19 protein-coding genes and 5 pseudogenes are annotated in these 23,484 nt (G+C 63.2%); 5 read left to right on the top strand and 19 right to left on the bottom strand.

Annotated elements, in window-relative coordinates:
* Positions 1-129 precede the first annotated feature (129 nt).
* From ACSKB8_RS30205 to ACSKB8_RS30195, 3 genes are read left to right on the top strand one after another with little or no spacing between them, the layout of a single operon-like run.
* The gene (locus ACSKB8_RS30205; RefSeq protein WP_091885915.1) at positions 130-1,152 is read left to right on the top strand and encodes a sugar ABC transporter substrate-binding protein; all 1,023 of its coding nucleotides are present in this window, start codon (positions 130-132) and stop codon (positions 1,150-1,152) included.
* 6 nt (positions 1,153-1,158) lie between these two features.
* Positions 1,159-2,661, top strand: coding sequence for a sugar ABC transporter ATP-binding protein (locus ACSKB8_RS30200; protein WP_438108018.1), 1,503 nt, complete (start codon positions 1,159-1,161; stop codon positions 2,659-2,661).
* Between the two features lie 12 nt (positions 2,662-2,673).
* Positions 2,674-3,702 (top strand): ABC transporter permease, encoded by a 1,029-nt coding sequence (locus tag ACSKB8_RS30195; protein ID WP_370986015.1) that lies wholly within the window; start codon positions 2,674-2,676, stop codon positions 3,700-3,702.
* A gap of 339 nt (positions 3,703-4,041) precedes the next feature.
* On the opposite strand, the gene ACSKB8_RS30190 is transcribed toward ACSKB8_RS30195, so the two are convergent.
* Positions 4,042-4,428 carry a RidA family protein gene (locus ACSKB8_RS30190; protein WP_438108017.1) on the bottom strand — a complete coding sequence of 129 codons (387 nt, stop codon included), beginning with the start codon at positions 4,426-4,428 and terminating at the stop codon, positions 4,042-4,044.
* 144 nt (positions 4,429-4,572) lie between these two features.
* Between ACSKB8_RS30190 and ACSKB8_RS30185 the strand changes: the two genes are divergently transcribed.
* Positions 4,573-5,199: a LysR family transcriptional regulator gene (locus ACSKB8_RS30185; protein ID WP_438108016.1), complete on the top strand. Its 627-nt coding sequence runs from the start codon at positions 4,573-4,575 to the stop codon at positions 5,197-5,199.
* 205 nt (positions 5,200-5,404) lie between these two features.
* Positions 5,405-6,079 carry a hypothetical protein gene (locus ACSKB8_RS30180; protein ID WP_438108015.1) on the top strand — a complete coding sequence of 225 codons (675 nt, stop codon included), beginning with the start codon at positions 5,405-5,407 and terminating at the stop codon, positions 6,077-6,079.
* A gap of 107 nt (positions 6,080-6,186) precedes the next feature.
* On the opposite strand, the gene ACSKB8_RS30175 is transcribed toward ACSKB8_RS30180, so the two are convergent.
* From ACSKB8_RS30175 to ACSKB8_RS30090, 18 genes and pseudogenes are all read right to left on the bottom strand, one after another.
* The gene (locus tag ACSKB8_RS30175; RefSeq protein WP_370986013.1) at positions 6,187-6,519 is read right to left on the bottom strand and encodes a RidA family protein; all 333 of its coding nucleotides are present in this window, start codon (positions 6,517-6,519) and stop codon (positions 6,187-6,189) included.
* A gap of 177 nt (positions 6,520-6,696) precedes the next feature.
* Entirely contained in the window at positions 6,697-7,734 is a 1,038-nt protein-coding gene (locus ACSKB8_RS30170; RefSeq protein ID WP_438108014.1) for an ABC transporter ATP-binding protein, read from the bottom strand.
* Positions 7,727-8,706: pseudogene (locus ACSKB8_RS30165) on the bottom strand (ABC transporter ATP-binding protein). The gene ACSKB8_RS30170 and the pseudogene ACSKB8_RS30165 overlap by 8 nt, the downstream one beginning before the upstream one ends.
* A pseudogene (locus ACSKB8_RS30160) lies at positions 8,703-9,523 on the bottom strand (ABC transporter permease). The pseudogenes ACSKB8_RS30165 and ACSKB8_RS30160 overlap by 4 nt, the downstream one beginning before the upstream one ends.
* Positions 9,520-10,455 carry an ABC transporter permease gene (locus ACSKB8_RS30155; protein ID WP_370986060.1) on the bottom strand — a complete coding sequence of 312 codons (936 nt, stop codon included), beginning with the start codon at positions 10,453-10,455 and terminating at the stop codon, positions 9,520-9,522. Before ACSKB8_RS30155 ends, ACSKB8_RS30160 begins: the two are co-directional and overlap by 4 nt.
* Before the next feature lie 60 nt (positions 10,456-10,515).
* Positions 10,516-12,105, bottom strand: coding sequence for an ABC transporter substrate-binding protein (locus ACSKB8_RS30150; protein WP_438108013.1), 1,590 nt, complete (start codon positions 12,103-12,105; stop codon positions 10,516-10,518).
* 40 nt (positions 12,106-12,145) lie between these two features.
* Positions 12,146-12,328 carry a hypothetical protein gene (locus tag ACSKB8_RS30145; RefSeq protein WP_438108012.1) on the bottom strand — a complete coding sequence of 61 codons (183 nt, stop codon included), beginning with the start codon at positions 12,326-12,328 and terminating at the stop codon, positions 12,146-12,148.
* Between the two features lie 230 nt (positions 12,329-12,558).
* Positions 12,559-13,845 (bottom strand): S-methyl-5-thioribose kinase, encoded by a 1,287-nt coding sequence (gene mtnK / locus ACSKB8_RS30140; RefSeq protein WP_438108011.1) that lies wholly within the window; start codon positions 13,843-13,845, stop codon positions 12,559-12,561.
* Between the two features lie 35 nt (positions 13,846-13,880).
* Positions 13,881-14,228, bottom strand: a complete 348-nt coding sequence (locus ACSKB8_RS30135) for a hypothetical protein (RefSeq protein ID WP_370986007.1) — start codon at positions 14,226-14,228, stop codon at positions 13,881-13,883.
* A 33-nt stretch (positions 14,229-14,261) separates the two neighbouring features.
* Positions 14,262-14,537 (bottom strand): DUF1467 family protein, encoded by a 276-nt coding sequence (locus ACSKB8_RS30130; RefSeq protein WP_128933453.1) that lies wholly within the window; start codon positions 14,535-14,537, stop codon positions 14,262-14,264.
* Positions 14,538-14,546: 9 nt separating this feature from the next.
* Positions 14,547-14,951: a methylmalonyl-CoA epimerase gene (mce, locus tag ACSKB8_RS30125; protein WP_011087668.1), complete on the bottom strand. Its 405-nt coding sequence runs from the start codon at positions 14,949-14,951 to the stop codon at positions 14,547-14,549.
* Between the two features lie 42 nt (positions 14,952-14,993).
* Positions 14,994-16,664 (bottom strand): annotated as a pseudogene (locus ACSKB8_RS30120) (ribonuclease J).
* Positions 16,664-17,470 carry a biotin--[acetyl-CoA-carboxylase] ligase gene (locus tag ACSKB8_RS30115; RefSeq protein ID WP_438108010.1) on the bottom strand — a complete coding sequence of 269 codons (807 nt, stop codon included), beginning with the start codon at positions 17,468-17,470 and terminating at the stop codon, positions 16,664-16,666. The pseudogene ACSKB8_RS30120 and the gene ACSKB8_RS30115 overlap by 1 nt, the downstream one beginning before the upstream one ends.
* A gap of 1 nt (position 17,471) precedes the next feature.
* A complete protein-coding gene (gene nuoN / locus ACSKB8_RS30110) occupies positions 17,472-18,908 on the bottom strand; it encodes an NADH-quinone oxidoreductase subunit NuoN (RefSeq protein WP_438108009.1) in 1,437 nt (478 codons plus the stop codon).
* Positions 18,909-18,930: 22 nt separating this feature from the next.
* Positions 18,931-20,437, bottom strand: a pseudogene (locus ACSKB8_RS30105) (NADH-quinone oxidoreductase subunit M).
* A complete protein-coding gene (nuoL, locus tag ACSKB8_RS30100; RefSeq protein WP_438108008.1) occupies positions 20,438-22,525 on the bottom strand; it encodes an NADH-quinone oxidoreductase subunit L in 2,088 nt (695 codons plus the stop codon).
* Positions 22,526-22,533: 8 nt separating this feature from the next.
* A complete protein-coding gene (gene nuoK, locus ACSKB8_RS30095) occupies positions 22,534-22,842 on the bottom strand; it encodes an NADH-quinone oxidoreductase subunit NuoK (RefSeq protein WP_008547737.1) in 309 nt (102 codons plus the stop codon).
* Positions 22,839-23,479, bottom strand: a pseudogene (locus tag ACSKB8_RS30090) (NADH-quinone oxidoreductase subunit J). Before ACSKB8_RS30090 ends, nuoK begins: the two are co-directional and overlap by 4 nt.
* Positions 23,480-23,484 lie beyond the last annotated feature (5 nt).

The raw sequence follows: 23,484 nt of genomic DNA, 5'->3' as shown, positions 1-23,484 counted from the left end.
CACCAAGGGTGCTTGCTGCGATCGCGCGATTGATTGCAGATTGAGTGACGTCAGCTCTTGTGAGACACTTTCGGACATCGGTCGCGCAAGCAATGACGCGCCGACGATAAAATTTTACGGGAGCGAGCGATGTCCGGGACGAAAGATTTCTCGACGACGAGGCGCGATCTTCTTCAGGCGGCAGCGACCGCCGGCGCCGCGACTGCCATCCTCGGCAGCATGGGCATAAACCCAGCACTTGCAGCCGAAGTCGGACGATCCGAGAAGCCGCTGAAAGCGGCCTTCTCCAACGCGGGCCTCCAGGCCACCTGGTGTGCGCAAGGCAAGCAGGCCGCGGAATTCTGGGGCAAGCTGTTCAATGTCGAGGTGACCTGGTTCGATGGTCAGCTCGACGCGGTGAAGCAGCGCGCCGCGATCGACAACATGGCCTCGCAGAAATGGGATTTCGTTGCGATCCAGGCTTTCGGCATCGGCACCCTCACCCAGCCCGTGCAGAAGATGATCGACGCCGGCACGCCCGTGATCGACATGGACACGCTGATCGCGCCGCTCGACCAGATCAATGTCCACTCCTTCCTCGCCCCCGACAACGAGTTCATGGGCGCCTCGGTGACGCAGGCGCTGTGCAACGCCATGGGCGGCAAGGGCAAGATCATCATGACCCAAGGCGCGCTCGGCCATACCGGCGCACAAGGACGCGCAAAAGGCTTCAACTCGGTGGTCAAGCAATTCCCTGGCATCGAGGTGCTCGACACCCAGCCGGCCGACTGGGACGTCTCCAAGACCGCCCGCCTCTGGGAGACCTATCTCACGAAATATCCGCAGATCGACGCGGCGTTCTTCCACAATGACGACATGGCGCTCGCCGCCTACAACATCATGAAGGCCCGCAACCGCACCAACATCCTGATTGGCGGTGTCGATGCCATGCCGCCGGCAATCCAGGCGGTGAGCGAGGGCCGCATGTTCGCGACCGTGCGCAATCCATCCTGCCGCATCCATGGCGGCGCCATCATCGCAGGCGTGTCGGCCGTGGTCGGCGGCGAGAAGAGCGGACAGGGAATCCCGAAAAACGTCGTCACCGACGGCCCGGTCGTGACCAAGGCCAATGCCCCCGGCATGCAGTGGATGGAAGACCATTTCCTGATTTAGTCCTCCATGCCAGAGGTTCGTTCGCCCATCCTGGAACTGAAAGGCATCACGAAGAGCTTCGGCGGCGTCGAAGCACTTCGTGGTGTCGACTTCGCGCTTCTTCCCGGCGAGATCCACGGTCTTGTCGGCGAGAACGGCGCGGGAAAAAGCACGCTGATGAAGATCATCGCCGGCGTGCATGCCGAATTCTCCGGCCGCTTCCTGATCGACGGGGTGGAGACGCATTTTCGCTCGGCGCGCGATGCGCATGCGGCCGGCATCGCCATGGTGCACCAGGAGCTCTCTGTCGCGCCCGACCTCACGGTCGCGGAGAACGTCTTCCTGGGCAACCAGCCGGTCAACCGGCTCGGCCTCGTGCAGTGGCGGCGGATGGCGCGCGAAGCCGGCGAGCAGCTCGCCCGCTTCGGCATCGACGTCGACCCGATGTCGCGGCTCGGCGACCTCCCGATCGGACTTCAGCAGCTGATCGAGATCGCGCGCGTGCTGTTCTCCGGCGCGCGCATCGTCATCCTGGACGAGCCGACCTCCGCCCTCTCCCCACCCGAGGTCGAGCGCCTGTTCGCAACGCTCAGGCGACTGCGCGAGGAAGGCACCGCAATCGTCTTTATCTCGCATTTCATCGAGGACATTCTTCGCGTGTCGGACACTGTCACCGTGTTCCGCAACGGACGGAAGGTCGCGGAGACGGCGAGCGCCGCGACCAGCAAGGGCGCGCTGATCGAGGCCATGATCGGCCGCGGCGGCGAGGTGCTCGAGCACAGCTACACCGACGATTTGATGCTGCCGCAGCCGAGCGACAGCGCGGTGGTGCTGAAAGTCGATCAGCTATCGCTTGCCCGCAGCCTTCAGGATGTCTCGTTCGAGGCCCGCGCCGGCGAGGTGCTCGGCATCTACGGCTTCATGGGCTGCGGCCAGCAGGAGCTGTCGCGCATCCTGTTCGGCAAGCTGAAGCCGGACAGCGGCACGCTCGCCGTCGAGGGCACGCCAAAAACCTTCGCCAGCACGGCGGCGGCGCGGCGGGCTGGCGTGGCGCTGGTGCCGGAGAGCCGGCGCGACATGCTGTTTCACCAGGAGCCGGTCTACAAGAACATCTCGATCAGCATTTTGGATCGCATCTCGTCCCTGCTGCTCAAGCCGGCACAGGAGCGCGATATCGCCAAGCGCCAGGTCGATCAGTTGCAGATCCGGCCGCCCGTGGTCGGCCTCGACCTCGGCATGCTCTCCGGCGGCAACCAGCAGAAGGTCGCGCTGGCGAAATGGCTGACCTATCCGCCCAAGCTTCTGGTGCTGTGCGAGCCGACCCGTGGCATGGATGTCGGCGCCAAGAACGACGTCATCAACATCGTCCGCGACCTTCGCGCCAGGGGGCTTGCCATCATCGTGCTGTCGACCGAGCCGGAAACGGTGCTGTCGCTGGCCGACCGCATCCTCGTGCTCAAACGCGGCGCATTGGTGCGGGAATTCAGGAACGAGCCGGTCAGCAAGGACCGCCTGCTGGAAGCGGCGTGACGGAGCAGCACCATGACGAGCAGTGAAACGGTTCCGGCGGCAGCTGCGCGAGCGCGGGGCGTTGCGCCCTTCCTGCGCTCGCAGATGCGCAACATCGCGCCGTTCCTCACCCTGATCTTCCTGTCCGGCTTCTTCGCCTTCGCCAGCCCCTCCTTCGCGACGCTCGACAATCTCGGCAACATCCTGACCCAGGTGTCAGTGACAGGCATCATCGCGGTCGGCCTCACCTTCGTGATCCTCTGCGCCGAGATCGACCTGTCGATCGCCAGCATCGCCAACGTCACCGGCATCGCCGTCGCCTACTTCACGCTCCAGGAATCCTACGTCAACATCGCCAATGTGCCGCTGCCGGGCGCGATCGCGATCATCCTGTCGATCCTGCTCTGCGCGCTGCTCGGCCTCGTCAATGCGCTGGGGCTGACCGTGATCGGCATCCCCTCCTTCATCATGACGCTGGCCATGATGCAGATCGCGGCCGGCATCTCGGCACTCTTGGTACGCGGCCAGATCGCCTACAAGGTGCCGAGCCTGATCACGACGCTCGGCTCCGGCTCGATCGGTGGCATCCCCTGGATCGTCATCGTCGCAGCCATCATGCTGCTCGGCGGGCATCTGGTGCTGACCTACACGCGCTTCGGCCGCTACATCTACATGGTCGGCGGCAATCGCGAGGCGGCCGAATATTCCGGCCTCAACGTCAAGCTGATCCTCGGCGCGGTGATGGTGATCTCGGCGGTCTGCTCGGGCATCGGCGGCATGCTCGGCGTCGCCCATTTCGGCAGCGCGCAGCAGAACGAGTTCGACACCTACCTGCTCGACTCCATCGCCGCCGTCGTGGTCGGCGGCACCAGCCTGTTCGGCGGCCGCGGCGGCATCGGCAACACCATCGTCGGCCTGTTCGTGCTCGGCGTCCTCAACAACGGCCTCGACCACGTCAACATCGACAGCTTTTTGAAGATCCTGATCCGCGGCCTGATCCTTTTGGCGGCGCTGGTCATCAACGTCTATGCGCAGCGGCTGAGAGAAAAAGCGGCGGAGTAGACGGCGCTCAAACAAAAAAGTGCGAAAACAACCCCATGCACAGTAGCCGGGGCTAGCGGAATCAATGGCTTGCCGGCGGCGCCGTACAATTGCGGATTTCGCGAAATCCATTTGACACGTCGGGCAAAACAGGGGCAGGATGTCACCATGGCGGCGCCTCGAAAGCAACCGGCGGAGTGCTGTCTGCCACCCCCCGTCATTGCGAGCGCAGCGAACAATCCAGAGTCTTTCCGCGGATACATTTCTGGATTGCTTCGCTACGCTCGCAATGACGACGCAGTGCTCCGCGGCGAGACGTTCCATTTCGGGCACCGTGAGCAATTGCATCTTGGATCCGCTTCATTCCGCAGCGATCGCCTCGATCTCCAGCAGCCATTTGCTGTCGACGGTTTCAGCGATCATGACCGTCAGCGCGGGTTCGTGTCCTTCGAGCATCTTGCGACGAATGGCACGATTGGGCACGACCTGACTGATGTCGGTCAGGAACGTCGTGACCTTGACCAGATGCGTGACGCCGAGGCCGGCGGCGGCGAGCACCTCGATCACATTGCGCCAGGCCTGCTCGCATTGCGCTTCGAAACCTTCGGGCACGCTGCCGTCAGATCTCTCGGGCACCTGGCCGCTGATGAACAGCAGGCGGCGATGCTGACTGAATTCAAGTCCCATGCTGTAACCACCGGCGGGAGCATGGACCGATGGAGGATTATGACCGACGATTTGAGCCATGTCAGATTGTCTCCTGTTCGCTCCGGTTTGCGGTTGATCGACCCTAACCGGCGGCATCGCGCCGGCGCAAAGCAATGTTGCTGCGGTTCAGCGCAAGAAAATCTATTGCAAGCGCGCGGCCATTCAGTGACAAACTCGGCAGCGATGACTTACATCCTTCCTCCGCTCAACGCGCTCCGCGCATTCGAAGCCGCGGCTCGGCATCTCAGCTTCAAATTGGCTGCGCACGAGCTGCACGTAACGCCCGCCGCCGTGGGGCAGCAGGTGAAGGCGCTGGAGGCGCGCCTTGGCGTACGCCTGTTCGAGCGGCTGCATAAGCAGCTCATCCTGACCGCGGCCGGTCAGACCTATCTGCCCGCGATATCCGAAGGCTTTCGTCACATTGCGGAGGCGACCTCGCAATTGAAGCCGGCAGGTGCGGCGCTGCTGCAATTGGGAGTCCATGGCAGCGTCGACCTGCGCCGCCTCGAACTGGCGGAGTTTCGCAGCGCGCATCCAGACATCGGCTTGCGGGTGCTGCAGCCCGCCGGCCTGCACGAGTTGGTCGAGGGCAAGGTCGACCTGCTGATCGCGCGCGGTCTTGGCCACCATCCGGGCTATCGCTGCGACCGGGTCAGTGAGGGGGCTGGTCTGGGTGATTGGCTGGTTGCGCCTGAAGGCACCGCGGATTGCCCTGAAGTCGTCAGCTTCCGCGAATGGCTGCGCGCCTTCCTCGCCGAGAACCCGCACGCAAACCGCCGCCCCCGCCTGGTCGGCATCAGCGGACGTTGAGGCGGGCGACACTGAATTCTCTTAATGATTGGGGTGTACTTACCTCTAGCGGCCCGACCTTCTGCACCGACAAGCGGAATTTGCGCAGCTGATTCGTGGTGGCATAGTTTGTGCGCGTGCTGTCGGCTTTTCAGTTAAAGTGGCATCGCGCTATCTAGCGGATCTTGGTCACGCTGGGGGAATGTAAGTGGGGTTTATCTCCAACATGATCGATCGGCGCCGGGTCTTGAAGGCGCTGTCTAAATATCCGGTCTATTCTCCACCGTTTCACAATTCCGAGGCGGTTCTGTCGCGGAGCGAGATCGCCGCCAACTACAATTATTTTCTGGAGCAGAAGGCAAGGCGGTTGGAGTTTCTAGCGAGCTATCTGCGTCATTTCTTTGTAGAGCTAAGTCTATCGCCGGAGGCGCTACCCGCGCTCGACAACTGGCTCCTTCGTTATGGCGGCCATTTGATTCCGAATGGCGGCGAAGTCCTCTTCGCGATGAACGATTACGAGCCCGCATGGGTTGGTGAATATCACGGCGTCAATATCATCCACGACATTTCGATCTTCGCCGGCGACTACATTGTCATGAAGAACGACAAAGTCCGATGGAGCGTCAACTATGGCGATGGCACAAAGCGTGACTACGAAGAGATCGGGTTTGGCCAACCGTGTCTCGTTGGGTTGTCCCATTTTGCCTACACAGGCAACTATTCAATTTTTCACGGCATTTACGAATTTTGCTACGCGGGGCTTCGAAGGCTCCGCAATGGTGGCAGGGGTTCAAAATGGGAGCGGGACATCCCTGGCGAGTTGGTCAGGCGCCTCAATTACCTGGCAGATCCAGATCCACCGCCGCAAATTCCGGTATCGCAGCTGACGATCGACGACTAATGACCACAGCGACGTCAGCGTCGACTGCTCCGCCTCGAACTGCCGGTCGGCATGGCCCAAAGCTGGCGTGAGGCGGCAACGGTGACCGTGTCTGACTCGAAGCTGACCTACTTTCGCGTAAGAAACACAACACAGGGCTCGACCTCCACCAGAAACTCGTCCATGGCGAGGCTCGACACCCCGATCCAAGTTGCACAAGGCGGATTATCGCCAAACATAGCCTTGAGAGCAGCTGTAATGGCGTCGCCTTCATGCATGTGCGTTTGCCGAATGTAAAGCCGCAGTGATCCGACGTCATCGAGTTTGGCGCCAACGGATGCTAGGGCGGCAGCAAGGTTATCTAAGCTTTTCTCAAGTTGGCGTCCAACATCACCAATGCCGACGACCTTTTGGTCGGCATCCCACGCCACTTGGCCAGATACATGCACAGCGTCGCCCAAGGGCGTTGGTACAACTACCACCTGCGCAAAGCCGTAACGCCGACTGTCAAAGACCCCCCTTGGGACATGTACCACTCGACTCATTGCAGCTCCCGATAGTTGTACGACGATAACTGGCGCACGGGTCCAACAACGCCCAGAATAGCGGAAAATAACTGATCGGTTCGCGTGGCCATTCTAGGAAGATCTGCTTTCGGACGAAGCTAACACCAGCTGCCCCGTAATCTCATCACTTCGCCAGCACCGGACCGCATGTCCGTCGGAGCGCGTCTCCAGCGATGGACCAGGCTCGCGGCGACACAGGGACTCGGCGTAACGACAGCGCGGGCTGAACGCGCATCCGTTTGGCGGATTGAGCGGATTGGGCAGGTCGCCCCCTGTCGTCGCTAACGGTGCGTGGCGTAAGGGATCGGGGATGGCGGCGATCAGGGCTTGGGTGTAGGGGTGCGCAGGTCGTTCGAAGATCTCGCGCCAGTGGCCATTCTCGACGATGCGGCCGAGATACATCACGGCGACCCTGTCGCTCATGTGCTCGACGACGCCGAGGTCGTGGCTGATCATGATGAATGAGAGGCCGAGCGTGTCCTTCAATTCCAGCAGCAGATTGATGATCTGGGCACGGATCGAGACATCGAGCGCGGAGACCGGTTCGTCGCAGATGACGATCTTGGGATTGAGGATCAGCGCGCGCGCAATGCCGATGCGCTGGCGCTGGCCACCGGAGAATTCATGGGGGTAGCGGCCCGACTGTTCGGGCCGCAGGCCCGCATGCCGCAGCATCGTCGCAACGCGGTCCTCGATCTCGCTTTTCGCGGTCACGCCGTGCACACGCAGCGGATCTTCCAGCGTACGGCGAACGGTCTGGCGCGGATTGAGCGAGGCGTAGGGATCCTGAAACACCATCTGCACGATGCGGGCCAAGGCCTTCCGATCGCCGGATTGCCGGTTCGTCACGACCTGTCCGTCCACCACGATGCGGCCGCGCGTCGGCGTCAGGAGACCAAGGATCGACAATGCGACCGTCGACTTGCCCGAGCCGGACTCGCCGACGAGGCCGAGGCATTCGCCGCGCCTCAAGCTGAGATCGACGCCGTCGACGGCACGGAGCAGCCGCTTCTCGCGGCCCAGCAAGCCACCCCCGAGCGGAAAATGAACCGCGAGATCCTCGATGCTGAGGATGACATCGTCATCCGCTCTCCCCTGCGGTTCATGCATGGTGGTGGCACCTGACAAGACCGCCTGCCTCCAGCAAATCCGTCTCGGGCGCGAGTGTCCGGCAAATATCGGTCGCCTGCGCGCAACGCGGATTGAACCGGCAGCCGTCCGGGAAGCTCGTAATGGCCGGAACGACGCCCGCGATCTCCTTCAGTCTGCTACGGCCAAGCGCAGCGCGGCTGCCGAGCCGCGGCAGCGAGGCGACGAGGCCCTGCGTATAGGGATGCGAGGGCGTCCGGAAGATATCGGCCGAGCCGCGCTCCTCGACGATGCGGCCGGCATACATGACGGCCACGCGGCGGCAGACATTGGCGACCAGGCCGAGATCGTGGCTGATCATTAGGATCGCCGTTCCTCTCTCAGCGCATAGATTGCGCATCAGCTCGATGATTTCCGCCTGCACGGTCACGTCGAGCGCGGTGGTCGGCTCGTCTGCGATCAGGAGATCCGGACCGCATGCCAGCGCGATGGCGATCATCACGCGTTGACGCATGCCGCCTGAGAGCTGATGCGGGTAATCCTTCACGCGCCGCTCGGGCGCGGGGACGCGGACGCTCGCCAGCGCCTCGACCGCCAATTGGTCGGCTTCCGCCGGCTCTTGCCCTTGTGCAGCACGAACATCTCGGCGATCTGCCGTCCCACCGGCGAGACCGGGTTCAGGGCCGTCATCGGCTCCTGGAAGATCATCGCGATGCGGTTGCCGCGCAGCTCCCGCTGCCGGGCGGCGGAAAGTCTCTGGATCTCCTGCCCCTCGAAGCGGATGACGCCACCGCCGATCGACAACGGCGGCCGCAGCAGTCCGATCAAGGCGAGCGCCGTGATGCTCTTGCCGCAGCCGGATTCGCCGACCAAGCCGAACGTCTCGCCACGATCGATGCGGAACGAAACGTTCTCGACGGCGGGCACCTTGCGGGAGCCGTCGTCGAGATCGATGCGCAGATCCTCGACTTCGATCAGCGGCGAACCCGTCATGTGCGCCGGCTCCGCGATTGTGGATCAAGAATGTCGCGCAGGCCGTCGCCGAGCAGGTTGAGGCCGAGCACCGTCAGGAAGATGGCAAGGCCGGGAAAAACCGAGAGCCACGGCGCCGTCGTGATCTGGTCGCGGGCCTCGGACAACATGCTGCCCCAGCTCGGAAACGGCGGGCGGACGCCGAGGCCGAGGAACGATAATGCGGCTTCGACAGGACCGCGCTGCCCATGCCGAGCGTGCCGATGACGACGATCGGTCCGAGCATGTTGGGCAGCAGCTGCGTGATCATGATGCGCAGATCGCCATAGCCGAGCACGGTTGCGGCCTGCACATAGCCCTGGCTCCTCAGCGACAGCGCCGAGGCCCGCGCGATCCGGCAGGTGAAGGACCAGTTGGTCAAGCCGAGCGCGATGAGCAGGCTGGTCAGGCCGGGCCCAAGCACCGCCATGATGGCAAGCGCGAAGATCAGGGAGGGGATCGCCAGCATGAGGTTGGTCAGGGCGTTGACGACATCGTCCCACCAGCCGCCCAGGTACCCGGCGCTCAGGCCCAGTGCCACGCCGATGATGCTGTTGATGAGCTGGGAGACAATACCCACCGTCAGCGAGACGCGCGCCCCATAGACGACGCGGGAATAGATGTCGCGGCCCTGCCCGTCGGTACCGAACCACCAGGTCCAGCTCGGCGCCTCCTCTGCGTTCATGAGGTTGGCGTCCATGACGGGATCGGTGTGCGCCAGCCACGGCGCGAGCAGGCCGACCAGGATCGCAAGCGCGAACAATGCGCCACCGATGATGAGATTGGCGCGGAGCTTCATGCGTATCTGATCCTGGGATCGATCACGCCGTAGAGCACGTCGATCAGCAAATTGATCGCGAGAAAGGCCAGCACCACCACGAGAATGGAGCCCTGAACGGCGGGAATGTCGCGCTGGAGAACACTGTCGACGAGCAGCGAGCCGATGCCCGGCCACGAGAACAATTTCTCGACGACGACGGCTTGTCCCATCAACGCACCGAATTGCAGGCCCATTGTCGTGAGGATCAGGACGAGCGCGTTGCGCATCACGTGCCACTTCACGACACGCATCTCGCTCATGCCCTTGGAGCGCGCCGTGCGGACAAAATCAGCGGTCATGATCTCGAGCACGGCGGCGCGCGTCGTCCGGGCCAGCAGCGCCATCGGCGAGACGCCGAGTGTCACCGCCGGCAGGATCAAATATTTGAGGCTGCCGTCGCCATAGCCGAAGCTCGGCAGCCAGCCGAGCTTCAAGGCGAACAGGTACATCAGCAGAAGCCCGAGCCAGAATTTGGCCATTGACAGGCCTGACACCGCGACAACCATGGAGACCGTGTCGACGATGCCGCCCGGTCGCAATGCTGCGACGAAGCCGAGCGGAACGCCGATCGCAATCGCAAACGTCAAGGCTGCGAATATCAATTGCAGCGTCGGCCACATCCGTTTTGCGATCATGATCGTCACGGGCTCACGGGTCCGGAACGACGTCCCCAGATCACCGGTCGCAAGCTTGGCGATGTAGGAGCCAAAGCGCATGTAAACGGGATCGTCGAGGCCGAGCTGTTTTCTCATGCGCTCCACGACCTGCGGGTCCGCTGCACCTCGGCCGTCATCGCTCATGCTCGAGACGATGCTGCCCGGGACCACGCTGAACAGCACGAAGACCACCAGCACCACGGCCAGCACGGTCGGAACGGTTTGCAGGATTCGACGGATCAGGAAGGCGAGCATTGCAACTGTTCCTCCCTCCCTCCAGCGCTTGCTGCGATGGCGGGAGGGTGAGAGCACGTGTCACTTGGCGGGCGACGACTCGTCCACCCAGAGGTCCTCGACGTTTTGATGGGTCAGTTCCGTCGCATTCAACTGAATCCCCTTCAGCCACGGCTGCACCGCCATGACCGCCTTGTTGTAGTTGAAGAACCAGACCGGCGCCTCTTCATCGAGCAGCGCATTGGCCTTCTGCAGCAATTGGTCGCGTTTCGCAGCGTCGTCGGTCTGCCCGGCTTCGTCGATCAGCTTGTCGAAATCTGCGTTCTTGAAGGAGGTGTAATTGCAGGCTGATTGCGGCGTCGACGAGTAGAAGCATTTCAGCGCCGCCTGGGGATCCGGCCCTGTCGCCATGGAATAGACATAGGCCTGGAAGTCGCCTTTCTTAATGACCTCCGCCAGCACCGCGGTCTCGACCTGCTTGACCTTCACCTTGATGCCCACGCGGTCCAGCATCGGGATGATGGCCTCGACGATCGGCAGACCCCAGCTTTCATTCTGACTGGTCGTCCATTCGAATTCGAAGCCCGTGGGATAGCCGGCGTCCGCAAGCAACTGCTTTGCTTTCGCGGGATCGAAGGCGTAGGGCTTCATTGTCTTGTCGTAGATTGGCGAGGTCAGAGGGAGCCAGCTGGTGGCGCGATACGCCTTGCCTTTGACCAGCTTTTTGATGATCAGGTCAGTATCGATCGCGTGGTTGATCGCCTGCCGGACGCGCTTGTCGGCAAACGGCTTGAATGCCGGATTCATCCCCATGTGACGCGTGAAGACCTCGGCGACTTCGACGATGGTGCCCTTGAGGGCAGGGTCGGCCTGATAGGCGACATATTGTGCAGGCCCGAGCACCGAGGTGTCGATCTCCTTGTTGCGGAAGGCGACATCGCGGGCCGCGGCCTCGCCCATGACCGACACGATGAGCTTGTCGGCATAGGGCTTGCCGGGCTTGTAGAACCGGTCCCAACGTTCCAGAACGATGCGCGATCCCGGCACGTGCTCGACGAACTTGAACGGGCCGAGGCCGATCGGCTTCTGGATGAAGCTTTCCTTTGCACCTTCGTCTGCGGGATAGATCGAGGTCAGCGCGTTGAAGAAATAAAAGCCCGGATCGACTTTCTCGGTCAGCTTCATCTCAACGGTGAAGTCGTCGATCTTCTTCAGGCCGGAGATCTCTTTGGCCTGGCCTTTCTCCACTGCGGCCGCGCCCTCGATCACCCGGACGAAACGCGCGCCGGGATAGGCTTTGGTGCCGTCCATGATGCGATTGTAGGACCAGATGACGTCGTCAGCCGTCATCTTGCGGCCGTTGTGGAAATAGGCATCGTCTCGCAGCTTGAAGGTGTGAACCAGGCCTCCGCCCGAGACCACGTCTTCCTTGGCAAGCTCCAGGACCGGCTTGCCTTCCGCGGAATTCCAGATGTAGAGCGACCGATGCAGGGCCTTGGCGTAGATCTCGTCCTGGGCGCGCTGCGTCGTGTGAATGTCGAGGCTGGAGAAACTCGAGCCATAGGGCGCGGTCATGCGGATGGTTCCGCCCTTGCGCGGTGTCTGGGCCTCCGCTGTGGTAACGAGCGCCAGTCCCAAACCAGCGACGACCGCAATCATCCTGAACATCATGTGTCCCCCAACAACGCAGGTATTCCGATCAGGGATTTGATCATTCGTCGCCTGTCGAAAGCAAGCTTCGTTTTTGGTGACAACCGATGCCGGTTCCGGATAGCAGCCCTTCGACGGAGAGCTCGGGGCTCAGGTTGTATCCCCCGGGCGATGCAAGCCGCCAATTGACGCGGTGCGTCATCGACCAGAACCAGTGAACATTTTTCGCGATCAGCGCGACCAAGCTCAGGATCGTTATCTGAGCCCGAGGCGGCACGGCGTCCTGCTCCCGGTGCGGCTTTATTGACGTTCAGCGACAATCTCTCCCCGTCATTGCGAGCGCAGCTCTCTCTCCACCGTCATTGCGAGGAGCCCTTGCGACGAAGCAATCCAGAGTCTTTCCGCGGCGGCAGTCTGGATTGCTTCGCTGCGCTCGCAATGACGGAGCGCGAAGGCGCGCTCCTCTAGAGGCCCTTAACTGGATAATTCCGGCATCCAATCGCGCAATTTTCGTGCAGCACCGGTGACCTCAGCGATCGCCCGAAACGCCGCCGCCTCCACCATCATCGCCCTTGCCAGACGGACGGCACGCGCCTCGCTAACCGCTCGCCTCCGTGGGTCCTCGATCAGCTCGAAGTCGATATTGTGGGCGAGACCGAAGATGCGGCGGATGGTTTTTGCGGCTGCGAAGCCGACCGTATCAGTGAACAGGCGCTGCATGTAGGCCTGCCGCTCGGCCTCGAGACGCACGGCGCCCTTCTCGCCGGTAAAGAGTGAGACGGGATAGGCATCGCCGGCAGCGCCGGCGCGCCAGAGCTCGAGGAATTTGCGGGCGAACTCGTTCCAGACCTTTTCGACCGTCTCCAGGACCCAGCCCTCGAATGCGACCCGCTCGCCCGGCGAGCGCTCGTGGCCGGCGGAGGCGAAATAGGCCATCAGGAGGTTAGCCAGCACGGCGCCGACGTCGAATCCCATCGGGCCGTAGAACGCGAATTCGGGGTCGATCACCCGCGTCTGCCTCTCCGTGACCATGATCGAGCCGGTGTGGAGATCGCCATGCAACAGCGCCTCGGGGCTCGCCATGAATTTCAGCTTCAGCCGGGAGATCGCGACATGCAGCTCCATGTCCTCGCGTAAGGACGCAGCGAGACCATCGAGGTAAGGCGCGGTCCAGCGGTTCTGTTCGGCGATGCGGTAGGGATCGGTGAAGATCAGGTCCTCGGTGATCTTGCACAGCGCATGGTTGCCGGCGAAGGCGGCGATGCCCTGCTTCTTCTCGGCCGCTGAGAGCGCGAGATCGGAGGTGAAGAACAGCGTCCGCGCCATGAAGGTGCTGATGTCGTCGACAAAGCGCGGATATTGCGTTGCCGCAACCAGCCCTTTGCGCATGATGATATGGGGCTCGAGCAGCTCCATCACCGTCAGCGCCAGCGCCTCGTTGTGATGCAACAGCGCTGGCACGAGGCCGGGTGCGAGCTGGGCCTGCTTCGACAGCGCCAGATATTCGTAATGGGCCCGCGACAGCGGCAGCGGCCAGCTCTCGCCGACGAGGCGCACGTAAGGCAGCGCCTGCTTCACCGCGATGCCGCCACGCCCGCCTTTGACGATGAAGACAAGGTTGAGATTGCCGTCGCCGACTTCGGTGATCGCCCAGGATGGTGGCTCACCGCCAAGGAGTGCGGCGATTTCAGGCAGGCCTGCGAGATAATCCCGCAAGGCACCCTCATGCAGAATCCGGTAGTCCCCCTGCTCCCGCGCCATGACGATCCCATCCCATGCTCGATATGGCCGGATCGTTACTCCCGCTCCAGGAAGCTCGAGCCGATCCCGGCCTTTCTTTTGATCGGATCGTAATCACAATAGACGCTGTCCGCCACCAGCGTGTAGCTGGCGCTGACGGTGTATTTGTCCAGCTTGACCGAGTTCAAGCCGATCACCGAGGTGCTCTTGCCCCCGTTCCATTTGAACGGCGTCGAGCTCTTGGCCTGCTCGCAGGCCATCACCGCTTCGTTGAAGACGTAGCCCTCGACGAACGCCTTCAGGGTGCGCACCTGCACCGCCATCTTCCATTCGACATAACCGATGGCGCCAAGGCCGACGACGATCAGCACCAGAAGCGCGATGACGATGCGCTGAAAAGTCATTCTTCCCCCAAAACAATAATCAGCAAAAAACGTCTAGAACGGCATTCCCATCATCTTCGACAGGCGTTCGATCGAGAGATAGCCGGCGTGATAGGCGGCCATGCCGAGGCCGTAGATGATCGCCGAGATGATCGTGGTCCAGATCAGCTTGCGCCCCATCCGCGTCAGGATCGGCGCGCCGGGGTCGGTGCCGGGCGCACCGACGCCGTCCTCGTGCTGGCTGCGCACGCCGAACGGCAGCGTCAGGAACAGCGCGATCCACCAGATGACGAAGTAGATCGCGATCGCCGTTGAGATCTGGATGGCCATGGGGCGGCCTTATGCCTGCTCGATCTCGACCAGGGCGCCGGAAAAATCCTTGGGGTGCAGGAACAGCACCGGTTTGCCGTGGGCGCCGATCTTGGGCACGCCGTCGCCGAGCACGCGCGCGCCTTCCTTCACCAGCGTGTCGCGCGAGGCAATGATGTCGACGACCTCGTAGCAGACGTGGTGGATGCCGCCGTCGGCATTGCGCTCGAGGAACTTTGCGATCGGCGAGGCTTCGCCAAGCGGCTCGATGAACTCGATCTTGGTGTTGGGCAGCGTCGCGAACACGGTGGTGACGCCATGCTCGGGCAGCGCCACGGCTTCCGAAATCTGCGCCCCGAACGCGGCGCCATAGATCTTTGCGGCCTTGACGGCGTCCTTGGTCGCGATCGCGACATGGTTGAGGCGACCCAGCATGTTTCTTCTCCCTCACAGCGTGATCCGGAGACCACGCCTAGTCTACACTGTCAGGACGTGTACCAGACAGGGGGGCTTTTTGCCCAATGTTCGTTGATCACGGCACGGACAGCGCGTCGCACCGACTCGGCCAGCGCGTCCGGATCGCGGCGGCGGGGCCGCGGCAAGCCTTCTATGGTGGAGAGCACGGCGTCGAAGACGATGTCGTCGAAGGCTTCGCCCGCCCTGTTCTTGTCGGGGATGCCGACGAGATCGACCTCGGGATCGTCGGCGAGCTCGCCCTGCTCCGTCATGGCGATGGCGACGAAGGCACAGCCGGAGAACGCCATGCGGCGCCGCTCGACCACCGCACGGGATTTTGCGTCCTCCAGGATCATGCCGTCCTTGTAGAGACGGCCCGACGGCACCTCGCCGACGATGCCGGGATCGCCGGGACCGAGCTTGACGAGATCGCCGTTGCGGCAGACCAGCACGCGCGGCACGCCGGCGGCGCGCGCGAGTTTTGCGTGCTCGTGCAGGTGCAGGGCCTCGCCATGGACGGGGATCAGAAGCTGCGGCTTCACCCAGGAGATCAAATCGCGCAGTTCGTCGCGGCGCGGGTGGCCGGAGACGTGGACCAGATGGTCGCGGTCGGTGATGATCTCGAACACCCTGGAGCACCAGATTGTTGATGATCGAGCCGACGGCCTTCTCGTTGCCGGGAATGGTGCGCGAGGAGAAAATGACACTGTCACCGCGATTGAGCGTGATCTCGGGATGGTCGTCATTGGCGATGCGCGCCAGCGCCGCGCGCGGCTCGCCCTGACTGCCGGTGCACAGCGCCAGCACCTTGTCCTGCGGCAGATGGCCGTAGACCTCGGGCGAGCGGAAATTCTGCACGCCATCGAGATAACCGGTCTCGCGCGCGACCTGCACCACGCGCTCCATGGCGCGGCCGACCACGACGACCTCGCGGTCGGCGGCTTTCGCGGCCTCGGCCACGGCCTTGATGCGGGCGACGTTGGAGGCGAAGGTCGTGACCGCGACGCGGCCCTTGGCCGCCTTCACGAGATCAATGATGGTCCGGGCGACCTCGGCCTCCGACGGCGAGCGGCCGTCGCGCACCGCGTTGGTGGAATCGCCGATCAAGGCGAGCACGCCCTGCTCGCCGAGCTCGCGCAGGCGCTTCTCGTCGGTCGGGGCCCCCAGCGTCGGGGTCGGGTCGATCTTCCAGTCGCCGGTGTGCAACACCGTGCCGGCTTCGGTGTGGATCGCCAGCGCATGCGCTTCCGGAATCGAATGCGCGACCGGGATGAACTCGACGTTGAACGGCCCGACATCGACGCGGCCCCCGGACGGGACCACAGTCACCGGAATGTTGGGCGCACCACGCTCGGCGGCGCATTTGGCCTCGAACAGCGTCGCGCTGAACTTGGTCGCGTAGATCGGGCATTGCAGCTTCGGCCAGAGATCGATGATCGCGCCGAAATGGTCCTCATGGGCGTGGGTGAGCACCAGGCCCATCAGGTTCTTGCGCTCCTTCTCCAGGAAGGAGATGTCCGGCATGATCAGGTCGATGCCCGGCAGATGCTCCTCGTCGCCGAAGGAGACGCCGAGATCGACCGCGAGCCAGGCGCGCTGGTGGCGGTTGCCGAGGCCGTAAATCGACAGGTTCATGCCGATCTCGCCGACGCCGCCGAGCGGCGCAAACACCAGTTCGTCGGGCCTCGCCATCACGCAGCTCCCACGGAGGCGGCCGGGCCGAAGAACACCTCGCCCGCCGCAACCGGCACCCGCCGCCCTTCCGCGGTGCGGACGATCAGACAGCCTGTGTCGTCGATGGTGTCAAAAATGCCTTCCAGCGTCATCGTTCCCGTGTGGATTGCGACCTTCTCGCCGAGGCCGGCGGCGCGCTCCAGCCAGAGCTTTCGGATCTCGGCAAAGCCGCGGCCATTGTCCCAGATGCCGCGGAACTCGACCCAGGCGTCGGACAGCGCCGCAAACAGCTCCTCCGCGCTGATCTGGACGCCGAGCTCGGCCAGCGAGACCGCCGGCGTTGGCGTGCCCTCCGGCGCTGCGACGACATTGGTTCCGATGCCGACGACGACGGCAAGACGATCGCCAATGGCCTCGGCCTCGAGTGCAATGCCGACGAGCTTCTTGCCGCCGGCAAGCACGTCGTTCGGCCATTTCAGGGCGTAGCGGGGACGGCCCTGGCCGAGGCGGAGCGCCGCCTCCAGGCTGACCTTCTCCAGCGCGGCCTCTTCCGCCAGCCCGGCGGCAAAGCCGAGCGTCGCGGCCACCGCCGGGGCTACGTCCATGACTTCGAGGATGCTGGCTGCGAGATTGCCCCGTGGCGCGATCCAGGCGCGCTGGCGCCGGCCGCGGCCGGCAGTCTGCTCGGACGTGACGAACCACATCGGGCCGCGTTCGCCGGCGCGGGCGTGCTCGATCGCGTCGGTATTGGTCGAGCCGGTCCGTTCGAAAGCCGCGAGCTTGAAGCCCGCGGCCTGTGCGCGAGGACCGAGCGCGAACCCCATCCTAGAACAGCGACTTTGCCGCTGCGGAGGCGACGCTCACCACCGGGCCCGCGAACAGCGCAAACAGGATATTGAACACGCCCGCGACCGCCACAACCGTCCGCACCTCGACGCGCACCGGATCGACCTGGCCGGCCGGTTCGTCGAAAGACATCGTCTTGACGACGGCGAGATAGTAGTAGGCGCCCACCACGCTGGTCAGCACGCCGATGACGGCGAGCGTGAACAGGTTGGCCTTGATCGCGGCGACGAAGACGTACCACTTGGCAAAGAAGCCGGCGAGCGGCGGAACGCCCGCGAGCGAGAACAGCAGCATCGCGAAGAAGAAGGCGAGCATCGGGTTGGTCCGCGACAGACCGGCGAAATCGCTGATCTGCTCGACCGCCTGGCCGTTGCGTTTCATGGCGAGGATGACCGAGAACGCGCCGAGCGTCATCGTCACATAGATCACGATGTACATCAGTACGCCCTGCGCACCCTCGACGGTGCCGGAGGCAAGCCCGACCAGGGCAAAACCCATATGGCCGATCGAGGAATAGGCCATCAGGCGCTTGATGTTGCTCTGGCCGATTGCCGCGAAGGCGCCGAGCGCCATCGAGGCGATCGACACGAACACCAGGATCTGCTGCCACTGCGGCACGATCCCGGGGAACGCGGTCAGCGTGACGCGGGTGAAGACGGCGAGCGCGGCAACCTTCGGCGCAGAGGCGAAGAAGGCCGTGACCGGCGTCGGCGCGCCCTCATAGACGTCGGGCGTCCACATGTGGAACGGCACCACCGAGATCTTGAAGCAGAGGCCGGCAAGCAGGAAGACGAGGCCGAAGATCAGTCCGACATTCGCTGATGTCGCGGCGGTAGCGATGCCGGTGAAGCTGACGGTCCCGGTGAAGCCGTAGATCAGCGAGGCACCGTACAGCAGCATGCCCGAGGACAGCGCGCCCAGCACGAAGTACTTCAGGCCCGCCTCGTTCGACTTGGCATTGTCCCGGTTCGAGGCCGCCACGACGTAGAGCGCCAGCGACATCAATTCGAGGCCGAGATAGAGCGAGATCAGATCGCCGGCCGAGATCAGCACCATCATGCCGAGCGTCGAGAGCAGCACCAGGATCGAATATTCGAAGATCCGCCGCGACGGGTCCGACAGGAACTCGGTCGACAGCACCAGTGTCACCGCCGAGCCGATCAGGGCCAGGATCTTCATGAAGCGGGCGAAATCGTCGACGATGAAGCTGCCACCGAAGGTGACCTGCTTGCCCGCGGGCTGCATGTAGACGAGCGCGCCGACCACGATCAGCAGCACCACCGCCAGCGAGGTGACGGTCTTGGTCGTCTCCTGCCCGCGATAGGCTCCCAGCATCAGAAGCGCCATCGCGCCGACCGCGAGCAAGAGCTCGGGCAGCACCGGCGCCAGTTGATATCCTGCAGTCTCAAAGCTCATGGCGATGTCCTGACCTGCCCGCTCACTGGAGCAGTGCGGCGGCCTTCACGGCCGTCACAGCGGTGTTGTAATTGTTGACGAGTTGCTGGACCGAGGCGGCCGACATGTCGAGCACCGGCTGCGGATAGACGCCGAACAGGATCGTCAGCGCGATCAGCGGGAACAGCGTCAGGCACTCCCGGAAGGTGAGGTCCTTGATGGTCATCAGCGACGGCTTTACCAAGGATCCGAACACGACCTTGCGGTATAGCCAGAGCGCATAGCACGCCGACAGGATGACGCCTGATGTGGCGAAGAACGCGGTCGGGATCGAGGTCTTGAAGGTACCGAGCAGCGTCATGAACTCGCCGACGAAGCCTGAGGTACCCGGCAGGCCGACATTGGCCATGGTGAAGACCATGAAGGTCATGGCGTAGAGCGGCATCCGGTTGACGATGCCGCCATAGGCCGCGATCTCGCGGGTGTGCATGCGGTCGTAGACGATGCCGACGCAGAGGAACAGCGCGCCGGAGACGATGCCGTGCGAGATCATCTGGAACACGCCGCCGGCGACACCCTGCATGGTGCCGGCGAAGATGCCCATGGTCACGAAGCCCATATGCGCGACCGAGGAGTACGCGATCAGCTTCTTCATGTCCTCCTGCATCATCGCCACCAGCGAGGTGTAGATGATGGCGATGGTGGACAGCGTGAAGATCAGCGGCGCGAAGTCATGCGAGGCCAGCGGGAACATCGGCAGCGAGAAGCGCAGGAAGCCGTAGCCGCCCATCTTCAGGAGGATCGCCGCCAGGATCACCGAGCCGGCGGTCGGCGCTTCGACGTGTGCGTCCGGAAGCCAGGTGTGCACCGGCCACATCGGCATCTTGACCGCGAAGGAGGCGAAGAAGGCCAGCCACGCCCAGGTCTGCAAGGACCGCGGCACGGCCGTGTGCATCAGGGTCGGAATGTCGGTGGTGTTGCCGTTCCAGTACAGCGCCATGATGGCGAGCAGCATCAGGACCGAGCCGAGCAGCGTGTAGAGGAAGAACTTGAACGAGGCATAGACCCGGCGCGGGCCGCCCCACACGCCGATGATCAGGAACATCGGGATCAGGCCGCCCTCGAAGAACAAGTAGAACAGCACAAGGTCGAGCGCCGAGAAGGTGCCGACCATCAGCGTTTCCAGGATCAGGAACGCCATCATGTATTCGCGTACCCGGCTCGTAACCTTCCAGCTCGCGATGATGCAGAACGGCATCAAGGCGGTGGTCAGGATCACGAAGGGCAGCGAAATGCCGTCCACGCCCATGTGGTAGGTGATGCCGGTGGCGAGCCAGTTCGCCTTCTCGACGAACTGGAAGTCGGCGGTCGAGGAATTCGAAGCGCGCTACCAGGATCAGTGACACCGCGAAGGTGATCAGCGTGGTCCACAGCGCGATCCAGCGCGAGTTGCGCTGCGCGGCCTCGTCGTCGCCGCGGCTGAGATAGACGATCAGCGTCCCGACCAGCGGCAGGAAGGTGGTGACGGAAAGGATGGGCCAGGTTGTCATTTACTGGCCTCCAAAGCCGAACATGAACCAGGTGATCAGGCCGGCGACGCCGATCAGCATGGCGAATGCGTAGTGATAAAGATAGCCGGTCTGGATCTTCACGACGTTACGGGTGACGTCCAGCACGCGCGCCGAGACGCCGTCGGGACCGAGCCCGTCGATGATGAAGCCGTCGCCCTTCTTCCAGAGCTGATAGCCGATCCACTTCGCCGGACGGACGAAGATGACGTCGTAGAGTTCGTCGAAGTACCACTTGTTGAGCAGGAACTGGTACAGCATCGGCTGCGTCTTCGCCAGCTCGACCGGCAGATACGGCCGGCGGATGTAGAACAGGTACGACACCAGGAAGCCCACCACCATCATCACCGTCGGCAGGAAGGCGATGGTCTCGGGGATGTGGTGCATCTCCTCGATGATGTGCGGGTTCATCTTCACGGATTTGCGGAAGAACTCCTCGATGCCGTGACCGGCGAACAGCTCCTTGAACGGAAGGCCCGCGACGAACGAGCCGACCGCGAGCACGCCGATCGGGATCAGCATCCAGATCGGGGCCTCGTGTGCGGCCTCGTAGTGATGCTCGTCATGCGGCTCGCCGTGGAAGGTCTTGAAGATCAGGCGCCAGGAGTAGAACGAGGTCAGGCCGGCGGCGATGACCGTCATCAGGAAGCCGTAGACCGCGAACGGATTGTGCGCGGCGTAGGCGGACTCGATGATCGCGTCCTTGGAGAAGTAGCCGGCGGTGAGCGGGAAGCCGGTCAGGGCCAGCGTGCCGACCACCATCACCGCGTAGGTATAAGGGATCTTGCGCCAGAGGCCGCCCATGTTGCGGATGTCCTGCTCGTGGTGCATCGCGTAGATCACCGAGCCGGAGCCCAAGAACAGCAGCGCCTTGAAGAAGGCGTGCGTGAACAGGTGGAACATGCCGACCGAATAGGCCCCTGCCCCCATCGCCACGAACATGTAGCCGAGCTGCGAACAGGTCGAATAGGCGACGATGCGCTTGATGTCGTTCTGGACGAGGCCAATGGTCGCCGCGAAGAACGCCGTGGTCGCGCCGAAGAACATTACGACGGCCTGCGCGTTAGGGGCGAGTTCGAACAGCGGCGACAGCCGCGCCACCATGAACACGCCGGCGGTGACCATGGTCGCGGCGTGGATCAGCGCGGAGACCGGGGTCGGGCCTTCCATCGCGTCCGGCAACCAAGTGTGCAGCAGGAACTGCGCCGACTTGCCCATCGCGCCCATGAACAGCAACAGGCAGGTCAGGGTCAGCGCGTTGGCGTGCCAGCCGAGGAAGTTGATGGTCTTGCCGGTGAGGCCAGGTGCGGCATGGAAGATGGTCTCGAAATCGGTCGAGCCGGCCAGCATGAAGATCGCGAAGATGCCGAGCGCGAAGCCGAAATCGCCGACGCGGTTGACCACGAAGGCCTTGATCGCCGCCGCATTCGCCGACGGCCTCTGGTACCAGAAGCCGATCAGGAGGTAGCTGGCGAGACCGACGCCTTCCCACCCGAAGAACAGCTGCACGAGGTTGTCCGCCGTGACCAGCATCAGCATCGCGAAGGTGAACAGCGAGAGATAGCCGAAGAAGCGCGGCCGGTTCGGGTCCTGATCCATATAGCCGATGGAATAGAGGTGCACGAGCGAAGACACGGTCGTCACCACCACCAGCATCACGGCGGTGAGCGTGTCGACCCGCAGCGTCCACCAGACCTGGAGATCGCCGGAGAAGATCCAGGGCAGCAGCTGGATGCGGGCGTCATGATGCATGAAGCCGACGTCGACCAGCGTGAACCAGGACAGCGCCGCCGACACGAACAGCAGTCCCGTCGTGATCAGCTCGGCCGCGCGAGAACCAGCCGCTGGCGGCTCGTGGTCGCCCGGCTCGTCATGGGTCTCATGAATGACGCTCCCCTCCTCCTTGATGGAGGCAGCGGAGACATGACCGTTATTCGCACCATTACCGTGCGCCTCGTCGTGATGCTCGACCGTGTCGCCTGAGGGATTGCGAGCATGCGCGCCGACCAGCGAGATCAGGCCGGCGAGAATAGCGCCCAGCAGAGGCAGAAAGACAATTGCCTGAACCATGACTGAGCTCAGCCCTTCATCAGATTGACGTCCTCAACCGCGATCGAGCCGCGGTTGCGGAAATAGACCACCAGGATGGCGAGACCGATCGCGGCTTCCGCAGCAGCGACGGTGAGCACCAGCAGCGCGAAGACCTGGCCGACGATGTCGCCGAGGAAGGTCGAGAACGCCACGAGGTTGATGTTGACCGAGAGCAGGATCAGCTCGATCGACATCAGGATGACGATGATGTTCTTGCGGTTCAGGAAGATGCCGAGGATCCCCAGCGTGAACAGGATCGCGCCGACCGCCAGATAGTGTCCGAGCCCGATCGTCATTTCACCCACTCCGCCGCATCGGCATCCGAGAGCCCCTGTCCTGACGCCACCTTGCGCATCGCCATCGCCATTTCCGGCGTGCGCGCGTTCTGCACGTTGATGTCCTGCCGCTTCACGCTCGCCTTGTGGCGCAGCGTCAGCACGATGGCGCCGATCATGGCGACCAACAACACCATGCCCGCGAGCTGGAAGTAGTGGATGTACTTCGTATAGAGCACGAGGCCGAGTGCTTCAGTGTTGCTGACATTGGTCGGGATCGCCGCCGTGATGGTCTTGGAGACGCCGGGGTTGATGACCCAGAAGCCGACGGTAAAAGCAGCAGCTCGAACATGAAGATCCCGCCGATCACCAGCCCAACCGGCAGGTACTCGATGAAGCCCTCGCGCAGCTCGAGGAAGTCGACGTCGAGCATCATGATCACGAACAGGAACAGCACCGCGACCGCGCCGACATAGACGACGATCAGGATCATCGCCAGGAATTCGGCGCCCATCAGCACGAACAGGCCGGAGGCGTTGACGAAGGCCAGGATCAGGTACAGCACGGAGTGCACGGGATTGCGCGAGACAATCACCATCACCGCCGAGGCGACGCAGACGCCGGCGAACAGATAGAAGAACAGCGCGGGAAGGATCATGCCCT

Source organism: Bradyrhizobium sp. BR 1432, assembly GCF_051547705.1.
Taxonomy (GTDB): Bacteria; Pseudomonadota; Alphaproteobacteria; order Rhizobiales; family Xanthobacteraceae; genus Bradyrhizobium; species Bradyrhizobium zhanjiangense.
Note: the sequence above shows the minus strand (reverse complement) of the source record. Positions and strands in the feature narration are given on the sequence as shown.